This window comes from Mucilaginibacter puniceus, assembly GCF_054783175.1.
The window spans coordinates 1,219,185-1,242,554 of the sequence record NZ_BAAGRB010000001.1; the positions used below are offsets into that span (position 1 = coordinate 1,219,185).

The 23,370-nt window shown below is 39.8% G+C and carries 23 protein-coding genes and 1 tRNA gene; 11 read left to right on the plus strand and 13 right to left on the minus strand.

Annotation, left to right across the window (positions count from 1 at the left end; all coding sequences use genetic code 11):
- Window positions 1-364: 364 nt before the first annotated feature.
- On the minus strand, window positions 365-784 hold the full coding sequence (gene aroQ, locus ACYVJ6_RS05865; RefSeq protein WP_460693095.1) for a type II 3-dehydroquinate dehydratase: 420 nt from the start codon (window positions 782-784) through the stop codon (window positions 365-367).
- A gap of 40 nt (window positions 785-824) precedes the next feature.
- Here aroQ and xerD point away from each other — a divergent pair, with 40 nt between their 5' ends.
- On the plus strand, window positions 825-1,724 hold the full coding sequence (xerD, locus tag ACYVJ6_RS05870; protein WP_460693096.1) for a site-specific tyrosine recombinase XerD: 900 nt from the start codon (window positions 825-827) through the stop codon (window positions 1,722-1,724).
- Between the two features lie 52 nt (window positions 1,725-1,776).
- Here xerD and ACYVJ6_RS05875 read toward each other — a convergent pair whose 3' ends face one another.
- Window positions 1,777-2,184 (minus strand): hypothetical protein, encoded by a 408-nt coding sequence (locus ACYVJ6_RS05875; RefSeq protein WP_460693097.1) that lies wholly within the window; start codon window positions 2,182-2,184, stop codon window positions 1,777-1,779.
- 296 nt (window positions 2,185-2,480) lie between these two features.
- Between ACYVJ6_RS05875 and ACYVJ6_RS05880 the strand changes: the two genes are divergently transcribed.
- A complete protein-coding gene (locus ACYVJ6_RS05880) occupies window positions 2,481-5,180 on the plus strand; it encodes a ThuA domain-containing protein (RefSeq protein WP_460693098.1) in 2,700 nt (899 codons plus the stop codon).
- A gap of 50 nt (window positions 5,181-5,230) precedes the next feature.
- Here the strand turns inward: ACYVJ6_RS05880 and ACYVJ6_RS05885 are convergent, their stop codons facing one another.
- The 3 genes from ACYVJ6_RS05885 to ACYVJ6_RS05895 form a co-directional block, all read right to left on the minus strand.
- The gene (locus ACYVJ6_RS05885) at window positions 5,231-5,638 is read right to left on the minus strand and encodes a transcriptional regulator (protein WP_460693099.1); all 408 of its coding nucleotides are present in this window, start codon (window positions 5,636-5,638) and stop codon (window positions 5,231-5,233) included.
- Between the two features lie 137 nt (window positions 5,639-5,775).
- Complete coding sequence (locus tag ACYVJ6_RS05890; RefSeq protein WP_460693100.1) at window positions 5,776-5,973, minus strand: hypothetical protein; 198 nt, start codon at window positions 5,971-5,973, stop codon at window positions 5,776-5,778.
- Between the two features lie 5 nt (window positions 5,974-5,978).
- Window positions 5,979-6,173 carry a YtxH domain-containing protein gene (locus ACYVJ6_RS05895; protein ID WP_460693101.1) on the minus strand — a complete coding sequence of 65 codons (195 nt, stop codon included), beginning with the start codon at window positions 6,171-6,173 and terminating at the stop codon, window positions 5,979-5,981.
- Between the two features lie 177 nt (window positions 6,174-6,350).
- Here ACYVJ6_RS05895 and ACYVJ6_RS05900 point away from each other — a divergent pair, with 177 nt between their 5' ends.
- Both ACYVJ6_RS05900 and ACYVJ6_RS05905 read left to right on the plus strand, forming a co-directional pair.
- Window positions 6,351-7,610 carry an SGNH/GDSL hydrolase family protein gene (locus ACYVJ6_RS05900; RefSeq protein ID WP_460693102.1) on the plus strand — a complete coding sequence of 420 codons (1,260 nt, stop codon included), beginning with the start codon at window positions 6,351-6,353 and terminating at the stop codon, window positions 7,608-7,610.
- An 85-nt stretch (window positions 7,611-7,695) separates the two neighbouring features.
- Entirely contained in the window at window positions 7,696-8,820 is a 1,125-nt protein-coding gene (locus tag ACYVJ6_RS05905) for a Gfo/Idh/MocA family protein (protein ID WP_460693103.1), read from the plus strand.
- 62 nt (window positions 8,821-8,882) lie between these two features.
- Here the strand turns inward: ACYVJ6_RS05905 and ACYVJ6_RS05910 are convergent, their stop codons facing one another.
- From ACYVJ6_RS05910 to ACYVJ6_RS05945, 8 genes are all read right to left on the minus strand, one after another.
- Window positions 8,883-9,911, minus strand: a complete 1,029-nt coding sequence (locus tag ACYVJ6_RS05910; protein WP_460693104.1) for an aldo/keto reductase — start codon at window positions 9,909-9,911, stop codon at window positions 8,883-8,885.
- A 63-nt stretch (window positions 9,912-9,974) separates the two neighbouring features.
- A complete protein-coding gene (locus tag ACYVJ6_RS05915) occupies window positions 9,975-12,056 on the minus strand; it encodes an alpha-glucuronidase (protein WP_460693105.1) in 2,082 nt (693 codons plus the stop codon).
- Window positions 12,057-12,289: 233 nt separating this feature from the next.
- Window positions 12,290-12,374, minus strand: a tRNA-Ser gene (locus ACYVJ6_RS05920).
- Window positions 12,375-12,477: 103 nt separating this feature from the next.
- On the minus strand, window positions 12,478-13,452 hold the full coding sequence (locus tag ACYVJ6_RS05925; RefSeq protein WP_460693106.1) for a YihY/virulence factor BrkB family protein: 975 nt from the start codon (window positions 13,450-13,452) through the stop codon (window positions 12,478-12,480).
- A gap of 12 nt (window positions 13,453-13,464) precedes the next feature.
- A complete protein-coding gene (locus tag ACYVJ6_RS05930) occupies window positions 13,465-13,872 on the minus strand; it encodes an acyl-CoA thioesterase (protein ID WP_460693107.1) in 408 nt (135 codons plus the stop codon).
- Window positions 13,872-14,924: an endolytic transglycosylase MltG gene (gene mltG, locus ACYVJ6_RS05935; RefSeq protein ID WP_460693108.1), complete on the minus strand. Its 1,053-nt coding sequence runs from the start codon at window positions 14,922-14,924 to the stop codon at window positions 13,872-13,874. Before mltG ends, ACYVJ6_RS05930 begins: the two co-directional genes overlap by 1 nt.
- Window positions 14,921-15,226, minus strand: a complete 306-nt coding sequence (locus tag ACYVJ6_RS05940; RefSeq protein WP_460693109.1) for a rhodanese-like domain-containing protein — start codon at window positions 15,224-15,226, stop codon at window positions 14,921-14,923. The genes mltG and ACYVJ6_RS05940 overlap by 4 nt, the downstream gene beginning before the upstream one ends.
- 3 nt (window positions 15,227-15,229) lie before the next feature.
- On the minus strand, window positions 15,230-15,991 hold the full coding sequence (locus tag ACYVJ6_RS05945) for a PASTA domain-containing protein (protein ID WP_460693110.1): 762 nt from the start codon (window positions 15,989-15,991) through the stop codon (window positions 15,230-15,232).
- A gap of 153 nt (window positions 15,992-16,144) precedes the next feature.
- Between ACYVJ6_RS05945 and ACYVJ6_RS05950 the strand changes: the two genes are divergently transcribed.
- The 7 genes from ACYVJ6_RS05950 (at window position 16,145) to ACYVJ6_RS05980 (ending at window position 23,341) form a co-directional block, all read left to right on the plus strand.
- On the plus strand, window positions 16,145-17,119 hold the full coding sequence (locus ACYVJ6_RS05950) for a D-alanine--D-alanine ligase (RefSeq protein WP_460693111.1): 975 nt from the start codon (window positions 16,145-16,147) through the stop codon (window positions 17,117-17,119).
- Between the two features lie 112 nt (window positions 17,120-17,231).
- Window positions 17,232-17,510, plus strand: coding sequence for a 30S ribosomal protein S15 (gene rpsO / locus ACYVJ6_RS05955; protein ID WP_460693112.1), 279 nt, complete (start codon window positions 17,232-17,234; stop codon window positions 17,508-17,510).
- Window positions 17,511-17,718: 208 nt separating this feature from the next.
- Complete coding sequence (gene pnp / locus ACYVJ6_RS05960; RefSeq protein ID WP_460693113.1) at window positions 17,719-19,845, plus strand: polyribonucleotide nucleotidyltransferase; 2,127 nt, start codon at window positions 17,719-17,721, stop codon at window positions 19,843-19,845.
- 147 nt (window positions 19,846-19,992) lie between these two features.
- Complete coding sequence (locus tag ACYVJ6_RS05965) at window positions 19,993-20,268, plus strand: hypothetical protein (RefSeq protein ID WP_460693114.1); 276 nt, start codon at window positions 19,993-19,995, stop codon at window positions 20,266-20,268.
- A gap of 115 nt (window positions 20,269-20,383) precedes the next feature.
- The gene (gene rpe / locus ACYVJ6_RS05970; RefSeq protein ID WP_460693115.1) at window positions 20,384-21,040 is read left to right on the plus strand and encodes a ribulose-phosphate 3-epimerase; all 657 of its coding nucleotides are present in this window, start codon (window positions 20,384-20,386) and stop codon (window positions 21,038-21,040) included.
- 193 nt (window positions 21,041-21,233) lie between these two features.
- A complete protein-coding gene (gene serC, locus ACYVJ6_RS05975; RefSeq protein WP_460693116.1) occupies window positions 21,234-22,301 on the plus strand; it encodes a 3-phosphoserine/phosphohydroxythreonine transaminase in 1,068 nt (355 codons plus the stop codon).
- A gap of 86 nt (window positions 22,302-22,387) precedes the next feature.
- Complete coding sequence (locus ACYVJ6_RS05980) at window positions 22,388-23,341, plus strand: D-2-hydroxyacid dehydrogenase (RefSeq protein ID WP_460693117.1); 954 nt, start codon at window positions 22,388-22,390, stop codon at window positions 23,339-23,341.
- Window positions 23,342-23,370 lie beyond the last annotated feature (29 nt).

Here is a 23,370-nt window from a genome sequence, read left to right on the forward strand (position 1 = left end):
GAGACTTTATGTAATGGCGGCGAGTTCCCCCTGCATAATTATGGTTTACACAACTTAACACATTTTTGCTAATTTATTTTATATAATATTTATAATCAATTAGTTATATAAAAAACACTCAAAAAAGTGTAAACCATAAATTGCCTATATTTTTTACCTGGTACAACTCACTGATTTTGAGGTGCTTTGTCAATTTATCTGCTAATCCACAAGTGGGACGCTTGCGGTAGCAAGGTTTTTTATTAAACTGTCATTTCGAACGAGGTACGAGGAGAACTATTCTCTTGAGCGTAGCGAAAAAATCTATACACTCGTTCATATAGCGCGTGTATAGATTTCTCGCTATGCTCGAAATGACAGGGGATTACTTTGCCAGCAAACTCTCCACCGCTAACCGGTAAGAATCTAACCCAAAACCTGCTATAACGCCTTTGCAGTTACGGGCCAGCATGGATACATGGCGGAATTCTTCGCGTTTATAAACGTTGGATATATGTACTTCAATTACGGGGGTATTAATGCCGGCAATGGCATCGGCAATGGCTACAGAGGTATGTGTGTATGCACCTGCATTCATGATAATGCCATCAAAGCTAAAGCCCACTTCATGCAGTTTGTTGATGATCTCGCCCTCTACATTGCTTTGGTAGTAGCTAATAGTAATATCCGGGTAACGGGCTTGCAACTCGGTTAAATAAGCCTCAAAACTGCTATCGCCGTAAATTGATTTTTCGCGTACGCCTAATAAGTTTAAATTAGGGCCGTTTATAATTTGTATATTCATTAGTTCAAACTTAACTATAAATCATTAAAACTAAAACCAATTGAATTGGCAGTCGGCAATAAAAGGTTTCCAGGCCTATTTAAAACTGGAAAAATCTCTTTCGGCAAATTCAATTGAGGCTTATAGCCGCGATATAGGCCGGTTATATGAATATACCGAAACGTTGCCCAATAAACTATCCCCGCAACAAATTACTTTAGACGACCTGCGCAAATTTATTAACTGGATAAACGAGTTGGGGATGATACCATCCTCACAGGCGCGTACCCTATCAGGCATTAAAGCATTTTACAAATATATGCTGATGGAAGATATGATCGCTTCAGACCCGTCAGAACTGTTAGAATCGCCCAAAATACAGCGCAAACTGCCCGATACTTTAAGTTACCAGGATATCAATAAAATGATAGAAGCCATCGACCTATCCAAACCCGAAGGTGGGCGCAATAAAGCCATATTGGAGGTTTTATATGGTTGTGGGTTGCGGGTATCTGAATTAACACAATTGAAACTATCCAACCTGCACCTGGATATTGAGTTTATAAAAGTAACCGGTAAGGGCAGTAAGGAGCGTTTGGTACCCATAGGCGGCTCGGCGGTAAAAGCTTTAAAAATTTGGATTGAACAGCTGCGGGTACACGTCCCCATAAAAAAAGGGGAGGAGGATATGGTGTTTTTAAACCGCAGGGGTAGCCGATTAAGCCGTATGTATATTTTTATGATAATCAAAGAGTTGGCTGAAATAGTGGGGTTGAAAAAGACCATTAGTCCGCATACCTTTCGCCATTCTTTCGCTACCCATTTGGTTGAGGGTGGCGCCGACCTGCGTGCCGTGCAGGAAATGCTGGGCCACGAAAGTATTACCACTACCGAAATTTACACCCATTTAGACAGGGAGTATTTAAAGGGGACTATCATCCAGTTTCATCCGCGAAATTAATTGATATAAATAATGCCCCTGCTTAAGCAGGGGCATTAAATTGGGGTTAATATTAATAGCAACCCACCCCGGTATAATAAGTTTCGTACCACATCCTGTCGGTTGTTGAATCGTAAAGGCCAACAGTTACATAAAATGCAGTTCCGCCATTTCCGGCCCAATTGTTATATATATATCCATCAAATGATGCAGGTCCGGAATAGTACCAACTATTTGGACTGTTTAAACTGCCGGTAGCATTAGTTACTGTTCCGAAATATTGAGGGGCATACGGGTAAGATGATTCTATCCATGCATCAACAACGTATGCAGTGGCCGATTCGCCATAAAATTGTAAAGTAAAAGCGTTTGTTGGGCCTGTATTGGCAACGCTTGTACCATACTGGATGCTCACCTGTGCCGATGCTAATTTAACTGTAAATAAAAAAGCTAAAGCCGCGATAAAAATTTTTAGTTTCATAACATTTTGATTTTTTAGGTTAATAAATTGGTTAATTAGTTTGAGTACTCATTGGTTAATTAATTTTGATATGCCAGGTTAACCTATTTTTTTTGACAAATAAAATTAATTATTGATTAAAAGTACATAAAAAATTAATCAATAAAACATTTTATTATTGTTTTTTTAAACAATTGTTAATTATTTGCTTTTTTGATAACATTATCATTTCAATAAATATGTTTTTAAAGATGTAGAGATTAGTAGATAAATATTTAATTTAGGCGTTAATAAACCAAGTAAATACCATTCTTAAAATGAAATTTAAAATATTCCGTGTAGCTGCAACTGCATCGTTAGCGCTATTAATAACTTCCATAAGCTTTGCGCAAACCAAAGTTTTGGTTTATACCAAAACTGCCGCGTTTCATCATAACTCCATAGCAGCTGGTGAAGTTGCTATAAAAAAATTAGGTGCTGCCAATGGCTTTGCTGTTGATGTAACAGCAGACTCTGCCAAAATTGTAGAAAGCAACCTTAAAAAATATGCCGCGGTTATATTTTTAAGTACAACCGGCAATATGCTAACCCCATACCAACAGGTTGATTTGGAAAGATATATACAAGCCGGTGGTGGTTTTGTAGGCATACATGCAGCCGCTGATGCCGGGTACGACTGGAAATGGTATGGCCGTTTAGTAGGCGCTTATTTTGATAATCATCCACGCCCGCAGCAGGCTACTATTAATGTGGTTGATAAAAATCACCCGTCAACCACCATGCTGCCCGAAAAATGGACACGCCAGGACGAATGGTACAATTATAAAAGCATTAACCCGGACATTAAAGTATTACTAAACCTCGACGAAAAAAGCTATACCGGCGGCCGAAATGGCGACAACCACCCCATTGCCTGGTATCATGATTATGATGGCGGCAGGGCATTTTATACAGGCCTGGGCCATGCAGACGCAGCATTTGCCGAGGACCTGTTTTTACAACATTTGTTAGGAGGCATTAAATATGCCATAGGTAATAATGTGAAGTTAGATTATACCAAAGTAAAATCGCAACACGCTCCGGAAGCTAACCGCTTTACCAAAACGCAGTTGTTTACGGGATCATTATTCGAGCCTACCGAAATGACCATATTACCTAACCTGGACGTGTTGATAGCCGAGCGCCATGGCAAAATTTCGTTGTATAAAAACACCACCAAAAAAGTATCAATTGCCGCTACCTTAAAAGTATATGACAAAGCCAGTGTAAAAGGAGTAAATGCCGAAGAGGGCTTACTGGGTATACAGAAGGACCCAAATTTTGCTACCAACCATTATATCTATATCTACTATAGCCCTGTTAATATATCGGTTAACCGCTTATCGCGTTTTGTATTTGCTAATGATAAAATTGACCTGGCATCAGAAAAAGTAATTTTGGATGTAGCCACGCAGCGCGAAATTTGCTGCCATACAGGTGGTTCAATAGCTTTTGGTAAAGACCATACTTTGTTCTTGTCAACAGGTGATAATTCAACACCGTTTGATGAGCCTAATGCAAAAGGTAAACCTAATATTAATTCGTTTGCGCCATTGGATGACAGGGAAGGTTATAAGCAATGGGATGCCAGGCGTTCGGCAGGTAATACCAATGACTTGCGCGGAAAAATCCTGCGTATAAATATACAGCCCGATGGAAGTTATACTATACCGGAAGGAAACTTATTTAAACCGGGAACAGCCAATACACGCCCGGAGATATATGTAATGGGTAACCGTAACCCGTATCGCATATCGGTTGATAAGAAAAAAGACTTTTTATACTGGGGCGAAATTGGCCCTGATGCGGCTAAAGATAGTATGGCTACCCGCGGCCCAAAAGGTTATGACGAGTTGAACCAGGCCCGTAAGGCAGGTTACTTTGGCTGGCCTTTGTTTGTAGGCCCTAACTTGCCGTATCGTGCTTATGATTTTAATACCGGCAAATCAGGCGCACCTTTTGACCCTGCTAAACCAATCAATGATTCAAAAAATAATACAGGTTTAAAAGAGTTGCCACCGGCACAGCCTGCTTTTGTATGGTATCCGTATGACGCTTCTCCTAATTTCCCGCAGTTAGGTGCTTCGGGCAGATCAGCTATGGCGGGGCCGGTTTATTATGCAGACGAGTATAAAAATCCTAATATGCCTGCTTACTACAACGGCAAAATGTTTTTTTATGAGTGGATGCGTGGTTTTATAAAACCCATAACCTTACAGCCTAACGGTGATTTCGAAAGAATGGAGCCATTTATGGAAGACACCAAATTTAATGCGCCTATTGACATGGAATTTGGCCCCGATGGTAAACTATATGTATTGGAGTATGGTACAGGATGGTTTACCGCAAATAAGGATGCAGGCCTTGCCCGTATTGATTACAACCCCGGTAACCGTGGGCCCGAGATAACCAAACTAACCGCCAGCAAAGATGCAGGTACTTTACCATTTACGGTTACTATATCAACCGTTGCTAAAGACCCTGAAAAGGATGCTATTACCTCTTACACCTGGAATTTAGGTAACGGTGTTAAAAAGGTAACTACAGTGCCCAGGGTAACTTACACCTATACCAAAAAAGGCAATTATACGGTTTCGGTAGTGGCAAAGGATAAAAAAGGTGCTGCCAGCAAAAGTGATAAAACCGTTAGTGTTTATGGCGGAAATGATGCCAATAAAATTGCAGCCAACCTTGCAGCATTGCGAAGTGCGGCACAGCCGGGTAAAGTATTGGTACAGCAACTGGATTGCAAAACCTGCCATAAAGAAAACGAAAAATCAATTGGCCCATCGTTTACGGATATCGCTAAAAAATATCCTCATGACGCCACTGTTCAGGAACGCTTAATAAGAAAGGTACAGGGCGGCGGTGCAGGTAACTGGGGCGATGTAGCTATGCCTGCTCACCCTGATCTGAAAGCTGATGATTTGAAGAAAATAGTTGATTGGATATATACCTTAGCACCTGGAGCTAAGTAATTATTACACACAAAAAACCCGTAGAAATGCGGGTTTTTTGCTTTTGTAGTTTACTCAGCCAGTCTTATCATACATTTTACATCCTTTTCACTTAAATACCATTCTACACAATAACCCTGCGGATCAAGGTTGGGGTGGGTAAGTAGTTGGTTAAATGCTTGGCCAATGCTTTGTAAATCCTTCATGTAATCATTTACGATCATACTGGTATAGTTGCCTTTTTTAATAATGAGCGAATCGCAATGCAAACTTTCGGCTTCGCCGGGGCTGATCTCGTCTGCTGCAGCTTTATACTGTATTATTCCATTTTCCGGGCGCGATATCCCAAAATACCTTCTTTGTGCCGAGTAGGGAATAAGTGCATGTAACTTACGGTGGGCTTCCATTATTCCTTCGGGGAAAGAAGAAGCTTCTACATAAAGCACTTTAATGTCATTATCAATAATTTCGGTTTCCATAATATAAATATAGGCATTGCCATCAATGGTATATAGGGTTAGTCATGACAATTTGAAGGTGTATATGCGACAAATTATATAGCAGCAAAAAGCCCATCCTGTAAACAAGATGGGCTTAAATAGTATTTAAGATTTTGTTATTTATTGTACGTGCCATAAGCGGCAACCGAAGTTTTTGCTTTTGCCGGATTGGCTTTATTGGCCGCATTAGATTGTTGGTTGCATTGGCCCAATAGCATATATATGATTATAAAAATCACTATAGTTGATAGGCAGCCACCGCCCAATTTTTTAGCGCCCCAGCCTGCAATAAGGAATCTGAAAAACCTGTTCATATAATTTAAGACTTATAAGCCGGGTCCTGCATAACTTCGTCAATTTTTTGGGTGGCAAATTGTTTGGCTTTGTCCATCCACTCAGGTGCTTTTTCGGTAAGGTCATCTAAAATGCTGGTCCCGTCTTCTCTTCTTTTAGTTATTTGTGTGATGCCATAGGCAACTGCCGCGCCTAATAGGGCAAATTTTAATATGCTCATAGTGTATCTTTTTTATTAAGATAATAACAATCATTATGCCACGGGTGCTAAATAATAATATAGGTTAACATCCGTTCATTTTTGTATATATGTATGAATAGTTTTTGTAACTTTTTACCAGAAAAGTAGACATTTACTGTAAAACATACGATATTGTAATCGATTTCAATTATAACCATGAATTATAAACCAAGTACTTTGAAAAGTGCGCTTTTTACAGCATGCACATTTATCCTGTTTGTATTATCAAACCCTGTTTTTGCAAATGATCCGCCTGCTGAAAAGAAATGGGTAGGCACGTGGGGTACGGCCCGTCAATTGGTTGAGCCAAACAATATGCCCCCTGCGCCGGGTTTAACTAATAACACGCTACGCCAGGTAGTAGCTGTTTCTATCGGTGGCAAAAATCTGCGTTTTAAATTCAGCAACGAGTTTAGCAAAGAAGCGGTTAATATGAAATGGGTACAAATAGCCGTTTCAAAAGGCGGCGCTGATATTGATCCATCAACCATAAAAACCTTAAAATTTAATGGTAAAAATGAGGTTACTATGGAGCCCGGTAAAGAGATCACTTCTGATGAAGTTTCATTTAAACTGGAGCCAAGAACATTAGTGGCTATCACCATAGCCTACGGCGAAACTTCGCCAACGGTAACCGGGCATCCCGGCTCACGAACAACCTCGTATATTTTACCCGGCAACCAGGCAGCGCCAAATACCGATTATACCAACGCCGTAAAAACCGACCACTGGTATAATATTGTGGCGATAGATGTAGAGAATAACAATAAAAATGCAGGTGCTGTGGCCACTTTTGGCGATTCCATTACTGATGGACGCGGATCTGGTACCAACAAGCAAGACCGCTGGCCGGATATATTAGCCATGAGTTTATTGAAAGACAAGGCTACCCAAAATGTAGGGGTGCTGAACATGGGTATAGGCGGTAACGCGGTGTTACGTGGTGGCCTTGGCCCTTATGCCCTTAGCCGTTTTGAGCATGATGTATTGAACCAAAGCGGCATTAAATGGGTAATTATATTTGAAGGCGTGAACGACCTGGGCGGAGCTGCAAGAAGGGACAGCGCAACAGTGCATAAAATTTCGACAGACTTAATTGCCGCGTTTGAAAAAATGATAACTGATGCACATGCCAAAGGCATTAAGGTTTACGGCGCAACTATTACTCCGTTTAAAAAGAACGGGTATTATAGCGTACACACCGAAGCAGCCCGTCAACGGGTTAACCAATGGATACGCACCAGCGGTAAATACGACGCGGTTATTGACTTTGATAAAACTGTCCGCAATCCTGCTGATCCTGAAGTGATGATGGAAGAGGTTGTACCGGGACCTAACGCCAATGACTATCTTCATCTTAATGAAAAGGGATACGTAATGATGGGCGAAAGTATAGATACTAAATTGTTTAAATAAAGGTTTGCCGCAATAAATAACACTGGAGCGAATTTCTTTTTTTAAACCATAATTTGTAATATTGATATAACCAATTGATCTAGTTATGAATTCTCGCAGAAATTTTTTACAAAAGATGGGCCTGTCGGCGGTGGCATTAAGTTTAGCGCCAATCATCAGTAAGGCAAATACTAATCCCGAAGCAACAATTACACCTTATGACGGTCCCATTTTACGTGTGGCTATAATGGGTATTGGTACTTATGGTAACATTGTGGCAAGGGCGTTGCAAGCCAGTACAAAAGCCAAATTGGTGGGCGTGATAAGTGGATCGCCGGCAAAGGTTAAAGACTGGCAAACCAAATATGGTATTCCGGATAAAAACGTTTATAACTACGATAATTTTGAGGATATCAAAAACAACCCTGATATTGATGCCATATATGTAATTGTTCCTAACTTTTTACATAAACCCTACGTGCTAAGAGCAGCAAAAACAGGCAAACATGTAATAAGTGAAAAGCCACTTGGATTAAACGGTAAGGAGGCCCAGGAAATAGTTGATGGCTGTAAAAAAGCAGGTGTTAAACTATTGGTAGGTTACCGTATGCACTTTGAACCCAAAAACCTGGAAATTATTGCGATGCGAAAAGCTGGCGATTTTGGGAAAATACAATACTTTACCGGCAACGGCGGTTTTAGGATAGGCGGCCCTCAATGGCGTTTAGAAAAAGACAAAGCCGGCGGTGGCTCCATGATGGATATTGGTATTTATGCTATAAATGGCGCACGTTATATGATTGGCGAAGACCCGATATGGGTAACTGCACAGGAAGCTCCAAAATCTGACCCGGTAAAATTTAAGGAAGGGGTGGATGAAACCATAACTTTCCAGATGGGTTTCCCAAGTGGGGCTGTTGCCCAGTGTTTATCAACTTATGCCATGAATAATGTGGACAGATTTTTATTGATAGGTACAAGGGGCTATGCAGAATTAAACCCTGCAAATGGCTACGGACCTTTAAAAGGCAGAACTCACAGGGGAGATTTAAAAGCAGTATCGCCGCCCATGCAGCAAACCATACAAATGGACGAAATGGCCGGAATATTCCTGGAAGGTAAAACAGCCGTTGTACCTGTTGACGGTGAAGAAGCGGTAAAGGATGCTAAAATAATTGATGCGGTTTACGCAGCGGTTAAATCAGGGCAAAAGGTTTCTTTAAAACTATAATCACTTACTAAGCAATAGCAAAGCCGCCTGGTTACAGGCGGCTTTTGTTTTTTGTATATGCTTTAATAAAGTTTTGGAGCTGCATTTAATTGCGGAAAACCGCGCTGATGCCAGTAAGGATATATGGGGTCTATTTCGCTGGCCGTATCCAGTTTTTTAACCTGCTCGGTGGTTAAGTTCCAACCCACGGCTCCTAAGTTATGTTTTAATTGATCTTCGTTACGGGCACCTATTATCAGGTTAGCTACCGTTGGTCGCTGTAATAGCCAGTTTAATGATACCTGGGTTAATGATTTGCCGGTTTCTTCCGCCACTTCGTCCAACGCATCTACAATTTTGTACAACCTTTCATAATTTACCGGTGGGCCCTGTTCGCCGCCCTGTGCCAGGCGGGTATCTTTTGGCGCTTGTCCACGGCGGTATTTACCTGTCAATAACCCTGCTGATAGCGGGCTCCATACAATAGTACTCACATTATGCTTTACACCTAATGACATCAGTTCCCATTCAAACTCCCTGTCCAATAAAGTATAATAAGCCTGGTGTGCAATATACCGCGACCAGCCATAACGCTCAGAGATAGATAATGACTCCATCAAATGCCAGCCCGAAAAATTGGAACAGGCGATGTAACGTATTTTTCCGCTTGTTACCAAATCATCTAACGCACGTAAAGTTTCTTCCATAGGTGTATTGGCATCAAAACCATGCATATGGTAAATATCGATATGGTCTACACCTAATCGCTTTAAACTGGCATCACATTCCTTAACTAAATGTGCGCGAGATGAGCCATAATCGTTTGGCCCGTCGCCCATAGGGAAGGTAGCTTTGGTAGAAATAAGCAACTTATTTTGTAAACCTTTTATGGCTTGCCCCAAAATCTCTTCGGCCATACCGTTTGAGTAAACATTGGCGGTATCAAACAGGTTTACTCCGGCATCAAGGCATATATTAACCAGCTTTTTTGCTTCCGCAACATCAGTGCTGCCCCAGGCTTTAAAAAAATCATTACCGCCTCCAAACGTGGCTGTGCCAAAACTTAGTGCCGGCACACGCAGGCCTGATGCGCCTAATTGTCTGTATTCCATAGTTGTGGTATAGATTAATTATTATAAAGGTAAAGGCTATAAAAAAGCCTTATACACATCTGGTTATTTAATATTTGCAGGCGGTGTACTCATCATGTAACTCAAATCGCGCACGGGGCGTTCAACTTCATACGGAATAGGCATACCGCTAAATGTTTGAAAATACAATATGCTGGCATCTTTCCAAACCTGCGCGTCGCGCACATGTATGCGTAGCCTGCTTTGTACATTGGTAAAACGTTCCTTGTCAACAAACGGCTCGGCCATATCCCAAACAACCTGAAACTGCCTTACCTGTTTTACACCGGTATCGTACTTTATACATAATTCATCCCATAGCGTTCTACCGCTTTTCATTTTATATGTCCACGGTACATGGTGGAACCACAGCAGATATATTTCCGGGCAGTTTTCTAAAGAGCCGAAGGTACTGGCAAGCGGCTCGTGGTATTGGCTAACCGCATCGGTACCGGTTTTAGTTCTGTTAAAGCCGATTCCTTGTTTGTCTGCCTTATGGTAATATGGTGGCGTCCAGTCGGCACGTGTACGTGCCGGAGCATACCATGGTCCCGGGCCATAATGATCATACGAAGAGAACTGATGATGCAAACCCAACGGCATCATATAGTTTACGGCAGCTTCACGACTGTCAAGCATCATTTTCTTTACGGGTGCTAAAAACGCGCTATCCCAGTTTTTGGCTGCCATGGCTGTCTTGCCTTCATCGGTAACCGGCGCAAATGTTAGTTTAAGCCATTCGTCTGCTATTTGCTCGCTGGTTAAGGTATTATCCCAGGCTAAACGGCCAAAGGCATACCAGTTTGCGGCAGCAAATGGGTGGGCGGTCCAGTTGCTATCTAAACCTATGTTTGATACGCCTGCAATAGCGGTATATTTTTGAGGATAGATGCTTCCATCTGTAACCTTACCAACGGTGCTGCCCGTGCCGGCTTGATAAGTATCGCTTTTAAGGCATTCTTCCCACATGGTTGAAAGAAAAACCAGTTGCTTAGCTTGACCCAGGTACTCCTGCATGATCTGGAACTCAGGCATCACTGATGTTTTCTTCATAGCACCAAATAACGGACTAAATGGCTCGCGCGGTTGGAAATCAACCGGGCCGTTTTTAACCTGGATGATCACATTGTCTCTAAATTGTCCATCAAACGGCATAAACTCCTGAACGGCTTGTTTTGCCCTGTCGGGGTCATTAGCTGCATACACAAACGCACGCCACATCACAATCCCTCCAAAAGGTTTAACGGCATCTGCCAGTAGGTTTGCACCGTCAACATGGGTGCGCTTATAGTCCTGTGGACCGGGTTGGCCCTCGCTATTAGCTTTAACCAAAAAGCCGCCAAAATCAGGTATCAAAGCATATATTTCTTTGGCTTTTGCTTGCCAGTATTTAATTACTTCCGGATCAAGCGGGTCGGCAGTTTTTAAGCCGCCCTGGCGTATCGGCGAGGCGAAATTTGGAGCAATATATATCTTCATGCCATATGGGCGCATTGCGTTTGCAATAGCTGCGGCTTTTTTCAGGTACGGAGCAGAAAGCATCATCGGTGATGCATTAACATTATTTATAACGGCACCATTGATGCCCACAGATGCGTTAATACGTGCATAGTCTTTCCATCGGCTGATATCGCCATCATTAACGGTTACTGAGTCCTTCTCGTTACGCCAAAAAATTGATTTACCGGCAAAGCCATGTTCAATACTACCCGTAGGGTTATCCCAATGATTAAGTAAACGGCGTTGGTAAGATGGGTTGCTTAACACGTTGTTGGTTGATTGCCCGGTTGCGGTTCTGCGCAGTAAGTCATATACCCCATATAAAACACCTGCATCAGTACTGGCGGTAACTACAGTGCCATTAATTTTAAAGCCGTCGGGTTTTATGGTTTTATCGTTTTTTATTACCAGTTGAACTGTTGTGTTAGGAGTGCCTTGCCAAAATTGAATAAGCTCATCTTTTGCCGCATCAAGCGTAGCTGATTTTTTGCCTGTTACTACCACCTTTACTGGTTTTGCCGGGCCTTTTCTAAGCCACAAATCATAACCGTCTTCTCCTTTTACAATAAAACTGCATAATACAGCTACTGAAAACAAAACTGTAAACTTTATAATTGCTCTATTCATTTTTTGTGGTTTATAATTTTACTATCATAGCAAATGTGCTATCACTTCTCTTAATTCTGCTCAGGCCAATATCGTCAAATCATAACAATAAAAACGCTGTTATCCATACAAATTACAGAAAGTCTCAATAATAATTTAAAAAAAGTTTAGTGGGTCAGTACGATAGGATGCCCTAAAGCAGAAAAACCTGCAACGTTTGATTTGCAGGTTTTTTGTTTTAATAGCGTTGTGTGCGGAGAGCTAGGGATTCGAACCCCAGGACCTGTTACAGTCAACAGTTTTCAAGACTGCCGCAATCGACCACTCTGCCAGCTCTCCGGGGTCAAAAGTACAAAACCGTGCCGAATTGCCAAATTGGATATTCATTTTTTTTGAAATTAATATTTAGCTGTATAAGTAATTGACAGGGAGTTATTTAAAGCTACATTTCGGATATTTTTGTTTCGCGAAAAGTATTGTAACGTTTCTTAACCTCTTTAATTGACCGCTTAGAAAGGTCGATGCTGGCATTTAATTCAAAGCCAATTAGCAGGATAAGCGAGTTGATGTATAACCATAACATCACCACTATCAGCGTACCAATTGAGCCATATATTTTATTGTAAGATGAAAAGTTGTTGATATAATAAGTAAAGCCCAGTGAAGTTAAAACAGCCAGCGTAGTAGCTAAAACCGATCCCGGGCTCATAAAGTTCCATTTTAATTTATGCGAAGGGCCGTAGCGGTATAGTAAAGATATAGTAGTAAAAAATATAGCAATGATAATTATCCAGCGTGTTAGCGCGATCACATACACCCAAAAATAGCTTTTACTGGCCAAATGACTTTGTATAAGCTTGATCAGGTCTTGTCCGGCTATCATTATTCCTATGGCCAATATTAATGATATACTGATAACCACGGTAAGTGTAAGGGCTATCATTCGCCTTTTTAGCCAGGTGCGTTTTTCAAGAATTAATGATGAATTATTAAATGCTTTCATTAAAGTACTTACCCCGTTGGTAGCAAAATACAAGGCTGAAAGAAAACCGATGGATAATAATGAGCCGTTTTGATTGTTAATAATATCCACAATGGTGTTTTCTAATGCCATATAGGCATTATGAGGTAAAATAGATGCTAAGAGCCTTAACAAAGTACCCCGAAAATCATCTATAGGTATGTAGGGTATCAGTGTAAATAAAAATATAATAGCCGGAAACAGTGCCAGCATAAAGTTAAAAGCCAGGGAAGATGCCTTATTTAACAGGTAATCCTCCGTTACTTCATACATTAAGGCTTCAATAACTTCGTATATAGACAAAGTACCAAATCCAGGTAAAACAACAGATTTGGTCCATTTAACAATTTTGCTGTAAAAGTTAAAATTAAGCAGTATGCGGTGCAGCCATTTCATTTGGCAGCAAATTTACTTAAAATATGGCTTTAACTTATCCAAAAACTCCTGCGATGGGAGACAGGGGCGATTTGTCAGCATATTGACAAAAACCAATAGCGTTTCGGCAGTATGTATCAACTCTGATTTTTCGTTATGAAATTCATACCTGAAATGAATTTTAACACCAGGCATTTTATCCATAATTACCTTAACGCTAATTTCTTCATCGTATCGGGCAGGTTTTAAAAATTTGCATTTCATTTCCAGTACCGGCATCATAATGCCCGATGCTTCCATGCCGCTATAGGTAAGCCCCAAACTGCGCAGCATTTCCACACGGCCAACTTCGTAAAACTCGGCATAGTTGCCATAGTACATATAGCCCATTTGGTCGGTTTCGCCGTAGCGCACCCTTATTTTAGTGGAGTGCTCAAACATTATCTTTTAATGTTTCTTTGGTTTAAATACTGCTGAAATTTGCGCGCATTAGCTTTATGCTCGGTTTCATTGTTGGCAAAAGCATGATATCCTGAACCATCAGCTTTGGCACACATGTAAATATAATCGCTCTTTTTATAATCCAATACAGCTTTAATGGCATTTATTGATGGCATCATTATAGGTCCCGGAGGTAAACCTTTATACATGTAGGTATTATAAGGGGAATTTTTAACCAGATCCCGGTTCAGCACGCGTTTAATGGTAAAGTCGCCTATAGCAAATATTACAGTAGGGTCTGATTGTAATTTTTGGCCTTTTTTAAGACGATTTAAATACAAGCCGGCAATAGTTGGCATTTCATCATCATGCAGGGCCTCAGCATCAACAATAGAGGCTAATACGGATACTTGTACCGGAGTAAGGTTAATAGCCTCTGCTTTTTGTTTGCGTTCTGGGGTCCAAAAATTTTCATAATGATCATACATCCGTTTAAAAAACTTTTCGGGTGTGGTGTTCCAGTATATTTCGTAACTGTCCGGTAAAAATACAGCGTACACATTATCGGTTGTAAAATCGTACTGCTTAACAAATTCTGCAGAATCCAATAAGCGCATAATTGCATTAGAGTCGGGCTCCAATTTTTTACCTACAAAGGCTGCAAATTGTTCTTTTAGCCTAAAATTATGAAAGGATAATTTTACAGCCTCCTGGTTGCCGGCTATCAGCATATTTATAAACTTACGGTTGCCCATACCCGGTGTTAATCGGTATCTGCCCGGTTTTACCCTGCCAATATATTTCATGTTATGGGCGGCCCAGTTAAAAGTGGCGGTATCTTTAACTATCTTTTCATCACGTATATTTTTGTAAACCTCGTCATAACCTGCTCCTGTATGTATGTATAAGTATTCCTTATTGTCGGTAACGTTTGGTCCAAAATACCTTAGGTAATAAAAAAATATGGTACCGCCTAAACCTATAAGAATTATAACCCCCAATGCGATTATAAACTTCCTGGTTAGTCCGGTTGACTGTTTTTTTGCTGTCATGGTAATTGTATTTTTTGTAACGCAATTAATCCGCCGGTCAGATTTTTTACGTTTTCATATCCGTTTTGTAATAAAATATGTTGTGCGGTTTCGCTTCGTAAGCCAACCTTGCAAATAACAATTATCTCATCAGTTTTGTTATAACTCAACTGATGAATATTTTGTTGAAAAGCTGATAGCGGGAAATTTTTACCGCCGATGTTAAAGGTATGATACTCTATTGTTTCCCTAACATCCAGCAAATTTAAAATTTCACCTTTATTTAATCGTACAAGTAGGGTATTGGCATCAATTTGATCCATTAATTAATGTCCTTGTGTTACTTTTAAACTAAAAGGCGTACCAATACTTACTTTGGTCGAATCTGCATATGGAGGAAATTGTTCAACTACAGTAACATTATTTGAATCAGTAATTGCACCCTGGTATTCAATTGCACCAATAGTAAATCCGGCTCCTATGATAGCCATTTTAGCGGCATCCAGGTCCATATTCATTAAGTCAGGTATTGGGAATTCGGCAGCTCCCTTACCATCGCCCAGAATCAATTCAAGTTTTGATCCTTTGGGTATTTTTTCACCCGGTTTAATGATCCGTCCTTCATATCTTACCTCCAGTACCCTGTCGGGAGCAATGTCTGAACGGTAAGTGGTATCAAATTTTAATCCATAATTTTTTAGCACGCCCGAGGCTTCTATAAATAAATTCCCCTCAACATCAGGTAATGAAATAATAGGTGCCTCGGTTTTTACCATGGTTAAATAGATGATGCGATTCTCTTTTACAAAAGTACCGGGGTCAGGATCTTGCTCAATAATGGTTCCGGGTGCCACGTCAACTTTGTAAACAGAATCTACCCGATAATCAAATCCCTGGTCTTCCAGCATTTTTATAGCATTGTCGGCACTTAAACCCTTTAATTTTGGTACAGGTATGCCAGTGCCATGGTTAGTATAAAAGCTTAAGCTGAAAAAGGCTATCAAAACAACTGCAATAACCGACCCTATGGCTAATAGAATGGTTTTTCGGAAATCTTTAGTCTTTATATAGGCTATAAATTTGTTCATCAGCAGTTAGGATAGATCAATGTTTTATTGAGTATCAAACATAAGGTAAAAAAATTAATTAATGGATTTGGTTATGTTAAAAATGTAAAAACATCACTAAAATAAATTAGGATAAAAATTTTTCTGTGAAGCCAAAAAACTATATTTGAAGCTATGATAAATGTTGCCCTTTTAGCCGGTGGTTACACCGGAGAGTATGAAGTATCGCTTAACAGTGCTAAAAATATAGCCGCTAATTTAAATCCGGAAAGATTTAAGGTATATACTATCCTGATCAACCGCGACAGGTGGTTCCATGAAATTGAAAGTGATAGGTTTGATATTGATAAAAATGATTTTAGCCTTACCATAAACGGCGAAAAAATAAAGTTTGATTTTGCATTTATAACTGTGCATGGCACGCCCGGCGAGGATGGTAAGCTACAGGGATATTTGGATATGCTGGGGATACCTTATAATACCTGCGATTCAACCACATCAGCAATTACCATGAATAAAGCTTATACCAAATCGATAGTAAATGGTATTCATGGTTTACGTTGTGCCCGGTCAATGCAATTGCATAAAAGGGATTTTCATGATGTTGGCGCTATAGCTGCAAGTTTAAAGTTTCCGCTTTTTGTTAAACCCAATAATGGCGGTAGTAGCGTAGGCATGAGCAAGGTTTATAAAATTAACGGGTTAAATGATGCCTTAAACAAAGCGTTTAAAGAAGACGACCAGGTATTGGTGGAGCAATTTATACAGGGCCGCGAGTTTAGTGTTGGCGTTGTACGCCTAAACGGGCATATAAAAGTTTTACCACCTACCGAGATCATTAGTTCGAAAGATTTTTTTGATTATGAAGCCAAGTATACTCCCGGCGCATCACAAGAGATTACCCCCGCTGATTTGCCATTTGAAAAAGTTTCGGAGATAAATGATATAGTTACCCAGGTTTATTTGCGTTTAAATTGCCGTGGTATGGTTAGGATAGATTTTATTTTGCTGGAAGCAACCAATGATTTTTATTTTATTGAGGTTAATACAACACCCGGCCAGTCGTCAGCCAGTTTAATACCACAGCAGGTGCGGGCGGCAGGTATGGACCTGGGCGAATTTTATGGTTCGTTAATTACAAATAAATAAATGTTTTTCAAGTATTTAAAGTTTTGAATTTTAACTTTTTAATTTTGAATTATAACACTATCTTTGCAGCCACAAATAATTAATTTATACACGCTTTAATATTATTTACGTAATGTATTTAAGTACAGAAGAAAAACAAGCGATTTTCGCTAAACACGGTAAGGGCCCTAATGATACAGGTTCAACCGAAGGTCAGGTAGCTTTATTTACCTACCGCATTGCACACTTAACCGGTCACCTGAAAAAAAACAAACATGATTTTTCAACCCAGTTATCACTGCAAAAATTAGTAGGTAAACGCCGCGGATTGTTGGCTTACCTTTACAAAAAAGATATTGAAAGGTATCGTGCTATCATCAAAGCTTTACAGCTTAGGGATATCATTAAATAACTTAAACTTATTTTTTACAAAAAGCCGTCCCGAATTTGTGGATGGCTTTTTTACTTTACTGAAACCATTATAATCTACAAAAAATAAACAACGATTATAATAGCTTCGATGCCTTAAAGAGGCAAATAATACTATCGAAAAACAATACACACACTATAAAAAACCGGTGCACTCTAAAAGATGAAAAGTGCATCACAACGACAACACGATGAGTTTAAATGTAATTAAAAAGGTTATTGATTTAGGTGACGGCCGCACCATTGAGATCGAAACCGGAAAACTGGCCAAACAAGCCGATGGCGCTGTAGTAATAAAAATGGGTGATACCATGTTATTGGCTACCGTAGTATCATCACCCGAAGCAAAAGAAGGCGTTGACTTTTTACCGCTATCAGTTGACTATCAGGAGAAATATGCAGCTACGGGCCGCATTCCCGGTGGGTTTTTACGCCGCGAGGCACGTTTATCAGACTATGAGGTATTGATCTCTCGTTTGGTTGACCGCGCTTTACGCCCTATGTTCCCGTCAGATTATCATGCAGACACTCAAGTAATGATATCATTGATATCTGCAGATAAAGACATCATGCCTGATGCATTAGCCGGTTTAGCCGCATCAGCAGCATTAGCAGTTTCAGATATTCCGTTTAACGGCCCTATATCTGAAGTACGTGTAGCTAAAATTGATGGTAAATTAGTTATTAACCCAACTTTAAGCCAATTAGCTAATGCTACTTTAGAGTTTATTGTAGCCGGTAACGAGCATGATATCAATATGGTTGAAGGTGAAGGCGCCGAAATTCAGGAAGCTGAATTGGTAGAGGCCATCAAATTTGCCCATGCTGCTATTAAAGTTCAATGCTTAGCTCAAAAAGAACTAACTATTGAGGTTGGCAAAACCGAAAAACGTGTTTACAGCCATGAGCATAGCAATGATGAGTTAGAGAAAGCAATTTACGCTGCTACTTATGATAAAGTATACGCCATCGCTGGCGAAGCTTCTGGTAAAGACGAGCGTGGTGCTAAATTTAAAGCCGTACGTGACGAATACATAGCTACTTTAGGCGAAATTGATGATGTTACCAAGTTTTTAGCCAAAAAATATTACCATGATGTAGAGTATGATGCTATACGTAATTTGGTATTAGATGAAGGTAAACGTTTAGATGGCCGTAGCACTACCCAAATACGCCCTATATGGAGCGAAGTGGGTTACTTGCCTGCTGCTCACGGTTCTGCCGTATTTACACGTGGCGAAACACAATCATTAACCTCAGTAACTTTAGGTGCTAAAGATGATGAGCAAATGATTGATGGCGCTTTCATCAACGGTTATCAAAAATTTTTACTACACTATAATTTCCCAGGGTTTTCAACAGGCGAGGTTCGTCCTAACAGGGGAGCCGGCCGTCGTGAAATCGGCCATGGTAACTTAGCTATGCGTTCATTAAAACGTGTATTGCCTGCTGATGATGAAAATCCTTATACAATTCGTGTAGTATCTGATATTTTAGAATCAAACGGTTCATCATCAATGGCTACGGTTTGTGCCGGTACATTGGCATTGATGGATGCCGGTATTAAAATTAAAGAACCGGTATCAGGTATCGCAATGGGATTGATCACTAATGAAATGGGTACCAAATATGCTATCCTTTCTGACATATTAGGTGATGAAGATCATTTAGGTGATATGGACTTTAAAGTAACCGGTACCAAAAATGGTATTGTTGCTGTGCAGATGGATTTGAAGATCAACGGCCTTTCATGGGAAGTGTTGACCAATGCTTTAAACCAGGCTAAAGATGGCCGTTTACACATTTTAGGCGAAATGGCAAAAACTATTGCTGCCCCTCGCGAAGATTACAAACCACATGCTCCACGTATCGTTACTATCCGTATTGATAAAGAATTTATCGGTGCGGTTATCGGTCCCGGCGGAAAAATTATACAAGAAATGCAACGCGAAACCGGTGCTACTATCTCAATTGAGGAAGTTGGTAACCAGGGCGTAGTTCAAATATTTGCCGATAATAAAGATGCTATTGACAAAGCGGTATCACGTATAAAAGCTATAGCTTCAAAACCTGAAGTTGGCGAGATATATGAAGGTAAAGTAAAATCAATTATGCCTTTTGGTGCATTTGTTGAGATTATGCCGGGTAAAGACGGTTTATTACACATATCAGAAATTGACCATAAACGTATTGAAACTATGGACGGTATTTTTGAAATAGGCGACGAAGTACGCGTTAAGTTATTAGATGTGGATAAGCAAGGTAAATTGAAACTTTCTCGTAAAGTTTTATTGCCTCGCCCGGAAAGCAACCAATAATAAAAGCCTGATTTTATATGAACAAAAGCCTTTTTTAAGGCTTTTGTTGTTTAAACGCTTTTTTTCATTTTTTTAAAACAAAACCTATATTTTGCAACTTATGGTAGTTAGTAGTTACTGAAAAGCTAAAGCGAGACCCCTTTTATTATGCCATCCGTACCAGACGATCCTTTAGATTTTCTAAAAAACAATAATACATCAGGCTCACCTTCGGGACCAGAAGCCGATTTGATACAATTATTGTTATATGAGATTATAAGGGTTAAAGAATTAATAGCTTACTATGAATCCATCCCTAATGGTGGAGGCAAGCTTGGTGCGTCAATTTTAAATGAGTTGGTAGCAGAGGCATACAACTCATTGGTTAACTATGATGTAGTGTTGATGAAAAAGTATTACGATCTGTTGCAGCATTGTGATTAATGGTCATTAGTCATTATGTCATTGGTCATTAGTTTTTCTACAGTTATCCTTAGTATATAGACACATTAGTATGATGCTTATTTAATATATTTGCATAACTAATGACTACTCACCAATGACCACTCATCTTATAGCACCATCAATTTTAGCGGCTGATTTTGGCAACTTGCAGCGCGATATAGAAATGCTTAATGCAAGCCAGGCAGACTGGATACATGTAGATGTGATGGATGGAGCGTTTGTACCCAATATCTCTTTTGGCTTCCCTATACTAAACGCTGTTAATAAAATTGCCACAAAACCTTTAGATGTGCATTTGATGATAAAGGATCCTGATCGTTACATTAAAGCTTTTGCAGCAGCAGGCGCACATAATATTACGGTGCATTATGAGGCTTGCCCCAACCTGCATCGTACGGTACAATTTATAAAAGAGCTGGGTTGCACTGCTGGGGTTGCTTTAAACCCACATACCCGGGTTGATCTATTGAAGGATATTGTGACCGATCTTGACCTGGTGTTGATCATGTCTGTTAACCCCGGCTTCGGTGGGCAAAAGTTTATTCAAAACACATATAATAAATTGCATGATATACGCGCATTAAGTAACATGAGCAACCCTAATTTATTAATTGAGGTGGATGGCGGTGTGGATATCAATAATGCGAATAAATTGATAAATGCCGGAGCTAATTTACTGGTAGCAGGTAATTCGGTGTTCTCATCGGCTAATCCTATGGACGCTATAGCCCAATTAAAAGCTGTTCGTTAAATGCCTGCAAATACAAGGCTGTTAATAAAAACCCTATATTTTTTTAATATTTAAAATGGAAAGGCGTAATTGTCTTGTTTTTGTATTATTTTATAAAAAGCGTAAATAAAAGTATAATATTTTGTCAAATTGACTAACTTCGCCCCGTCTAAAGACAAAGTTGTCAATTTAGCAAAACCCAATAACAAATTATATGAAACATAATTTTGGTGCCGGACCCGGCATTTTACCACACGAAGTTTTAAAGCAGGCTGCACAAGCGGTAGTTGATTTTAACGGAACAGGACTTTCCCTGCTTGAAATTTCACACCGTTCGGCTGAATTTGAAGCTGTTTTAGACGAGGCGGTAAAACTAGTTAAAGAATTGCTTAACGTACCCGAAGGCTATTCTGTTTTATTTTTACAAGGTGGTGCCAGTACGCAATTTGCAATGGTGCCTTATAACCTGTTACCTGATGGTGGCAAAGCTGCTTATTTAGAATCAGGTGTATGGGCAAACAAAGCATTAAAAGAGGCAAAGTACTTTGGCGAAGTTCAAGTAGTGGCTACATCAAAAGAGAGTAACTTTACTTACATCCCTAAAGATTTTGAAATACCTGCTGATGCAGCTTATTTCCACATTACATCAAACAATACTATTTACGGTACACAGTTACATAAATTTTTAAAATCGCCTATACCTGTTATTTGCGATATGTCATCAGATATTTTTAGCCGCGAAATTAACGTAGCTGATTTTGGAATTATTTATGCCGGTGCTCAAAAAAATATGGGCCCTGCTGGTACTACGCTGGTAGTTATTAAAGATGATATTTTAGGTAAAGTTGATCGTAAAATACCGGCAATGTTTAATTACCAAACACAAATTGAAGGTGGTTCAATGTATAACACCCCGCCTGTGTTTGCTATATATGTATCAATGCTAACCCTTAAATGGTTAAAAGCCAAAGGTGGTGTAGCCGGTATACAAAAAGAGAACGAAGCTAAAGCGAAAGTTTTATATGAAGAGATCGATCGCAACCCGCTGTTTAAAGCAGTAGCTGCCAAGGAAGACCGCTCACATATGAATGTTTGTTTTGTTGCCGAAAATCCGGAATTGGAAAAACCATTCCTGAAACTTTGCGACGAAAAAGGTATAGTGGGTATTAAAGGTCACCGTAGTGTTGGTGGTTTCCGTGCCTCTATATACAATGCGTTACCTATCACCAGCATACACGTGCTGATTGATGCCATGCGCGAATTTGCTGAGAAAAATAAATAATTTATCACGTCATTAAAGTCATTAAGTCATTGGGTCATTCAAAATGGTCAATGACTTAATGACCCAATGACTCAATGACCCAAATAATGATCAAAATATTAGCTAATGACGGTATAGACCCAATAGGAAAAAAACTATTAGAAGATGCCGGTTTTATTATTGATACCAACAACATACCTCAGGACGAATTGCCTGAGAAATTACAAGCTTATGATGGTATAACTGTACGCAGTGCTACCAAAGTACGCAAAGCATTAATTGATGCCTGCCCTAATTTGAAGCTTATTGGCCGTGGTGGTGTAGGTGTGGATAATATTGATGTAGAGTACGCTAAAGAAAAAGGGATAGGTGTTTATAATACGCCCGCTTCTTCATCATTATCAGTTGCCGAATTGGTTTTTGGTCACCTGTTTACAGGTGTACGCTTTTTAGCAGATAGCAACCGCAAAATGCCGGTTGAGGGAACTACTAAGTTTAATGACCTTAAAAAAGCTTATGCTAAAGGTGTTGAACTACGTGGTAAAACATTAGGTATCGTAGGTTTTGGCCGTATCGGTCGTGAAGTAGCTAAAATTGCTATCGGCGTAGGTATGGATGTTATTGCTTATGATCTTTTCCCTTTTAAACCTGAGGTTGAAATTGTTTTAGGTACAGGCGGTACTAAAGTTAATGTAACTGTAAAAACAGCTACTTTGGATGAAGTTATCGCGCAAGCTGATTTTATAACTTTACATACTCCGTTTGTTGACAAAGCTTTATTTGGCGCTGCCGAGTTAGCCCGTTTGAAAAAAGGCGTAGGCTTGGTTAACTGCTCACGAGGTGGATTGATTGACGAATTAGCTTTAATTGACGCATTAAACAGCGGCCAGGTTTCATTTGCTGCGTTGGATGTTTATGATAACGAACCAACCCCACGCGAAGAAATAACTAAACACCCTAAAATTTCATTAACCCCACACATTGGTGCTGCTACTAACGAAGCACAGGAGCGTATTGGTGTTGAACTTGCCAATTTGATCATTGATCATTTTAAAAAGTAAGATTATTAGACCGTAAAAAGGAGGCTTAA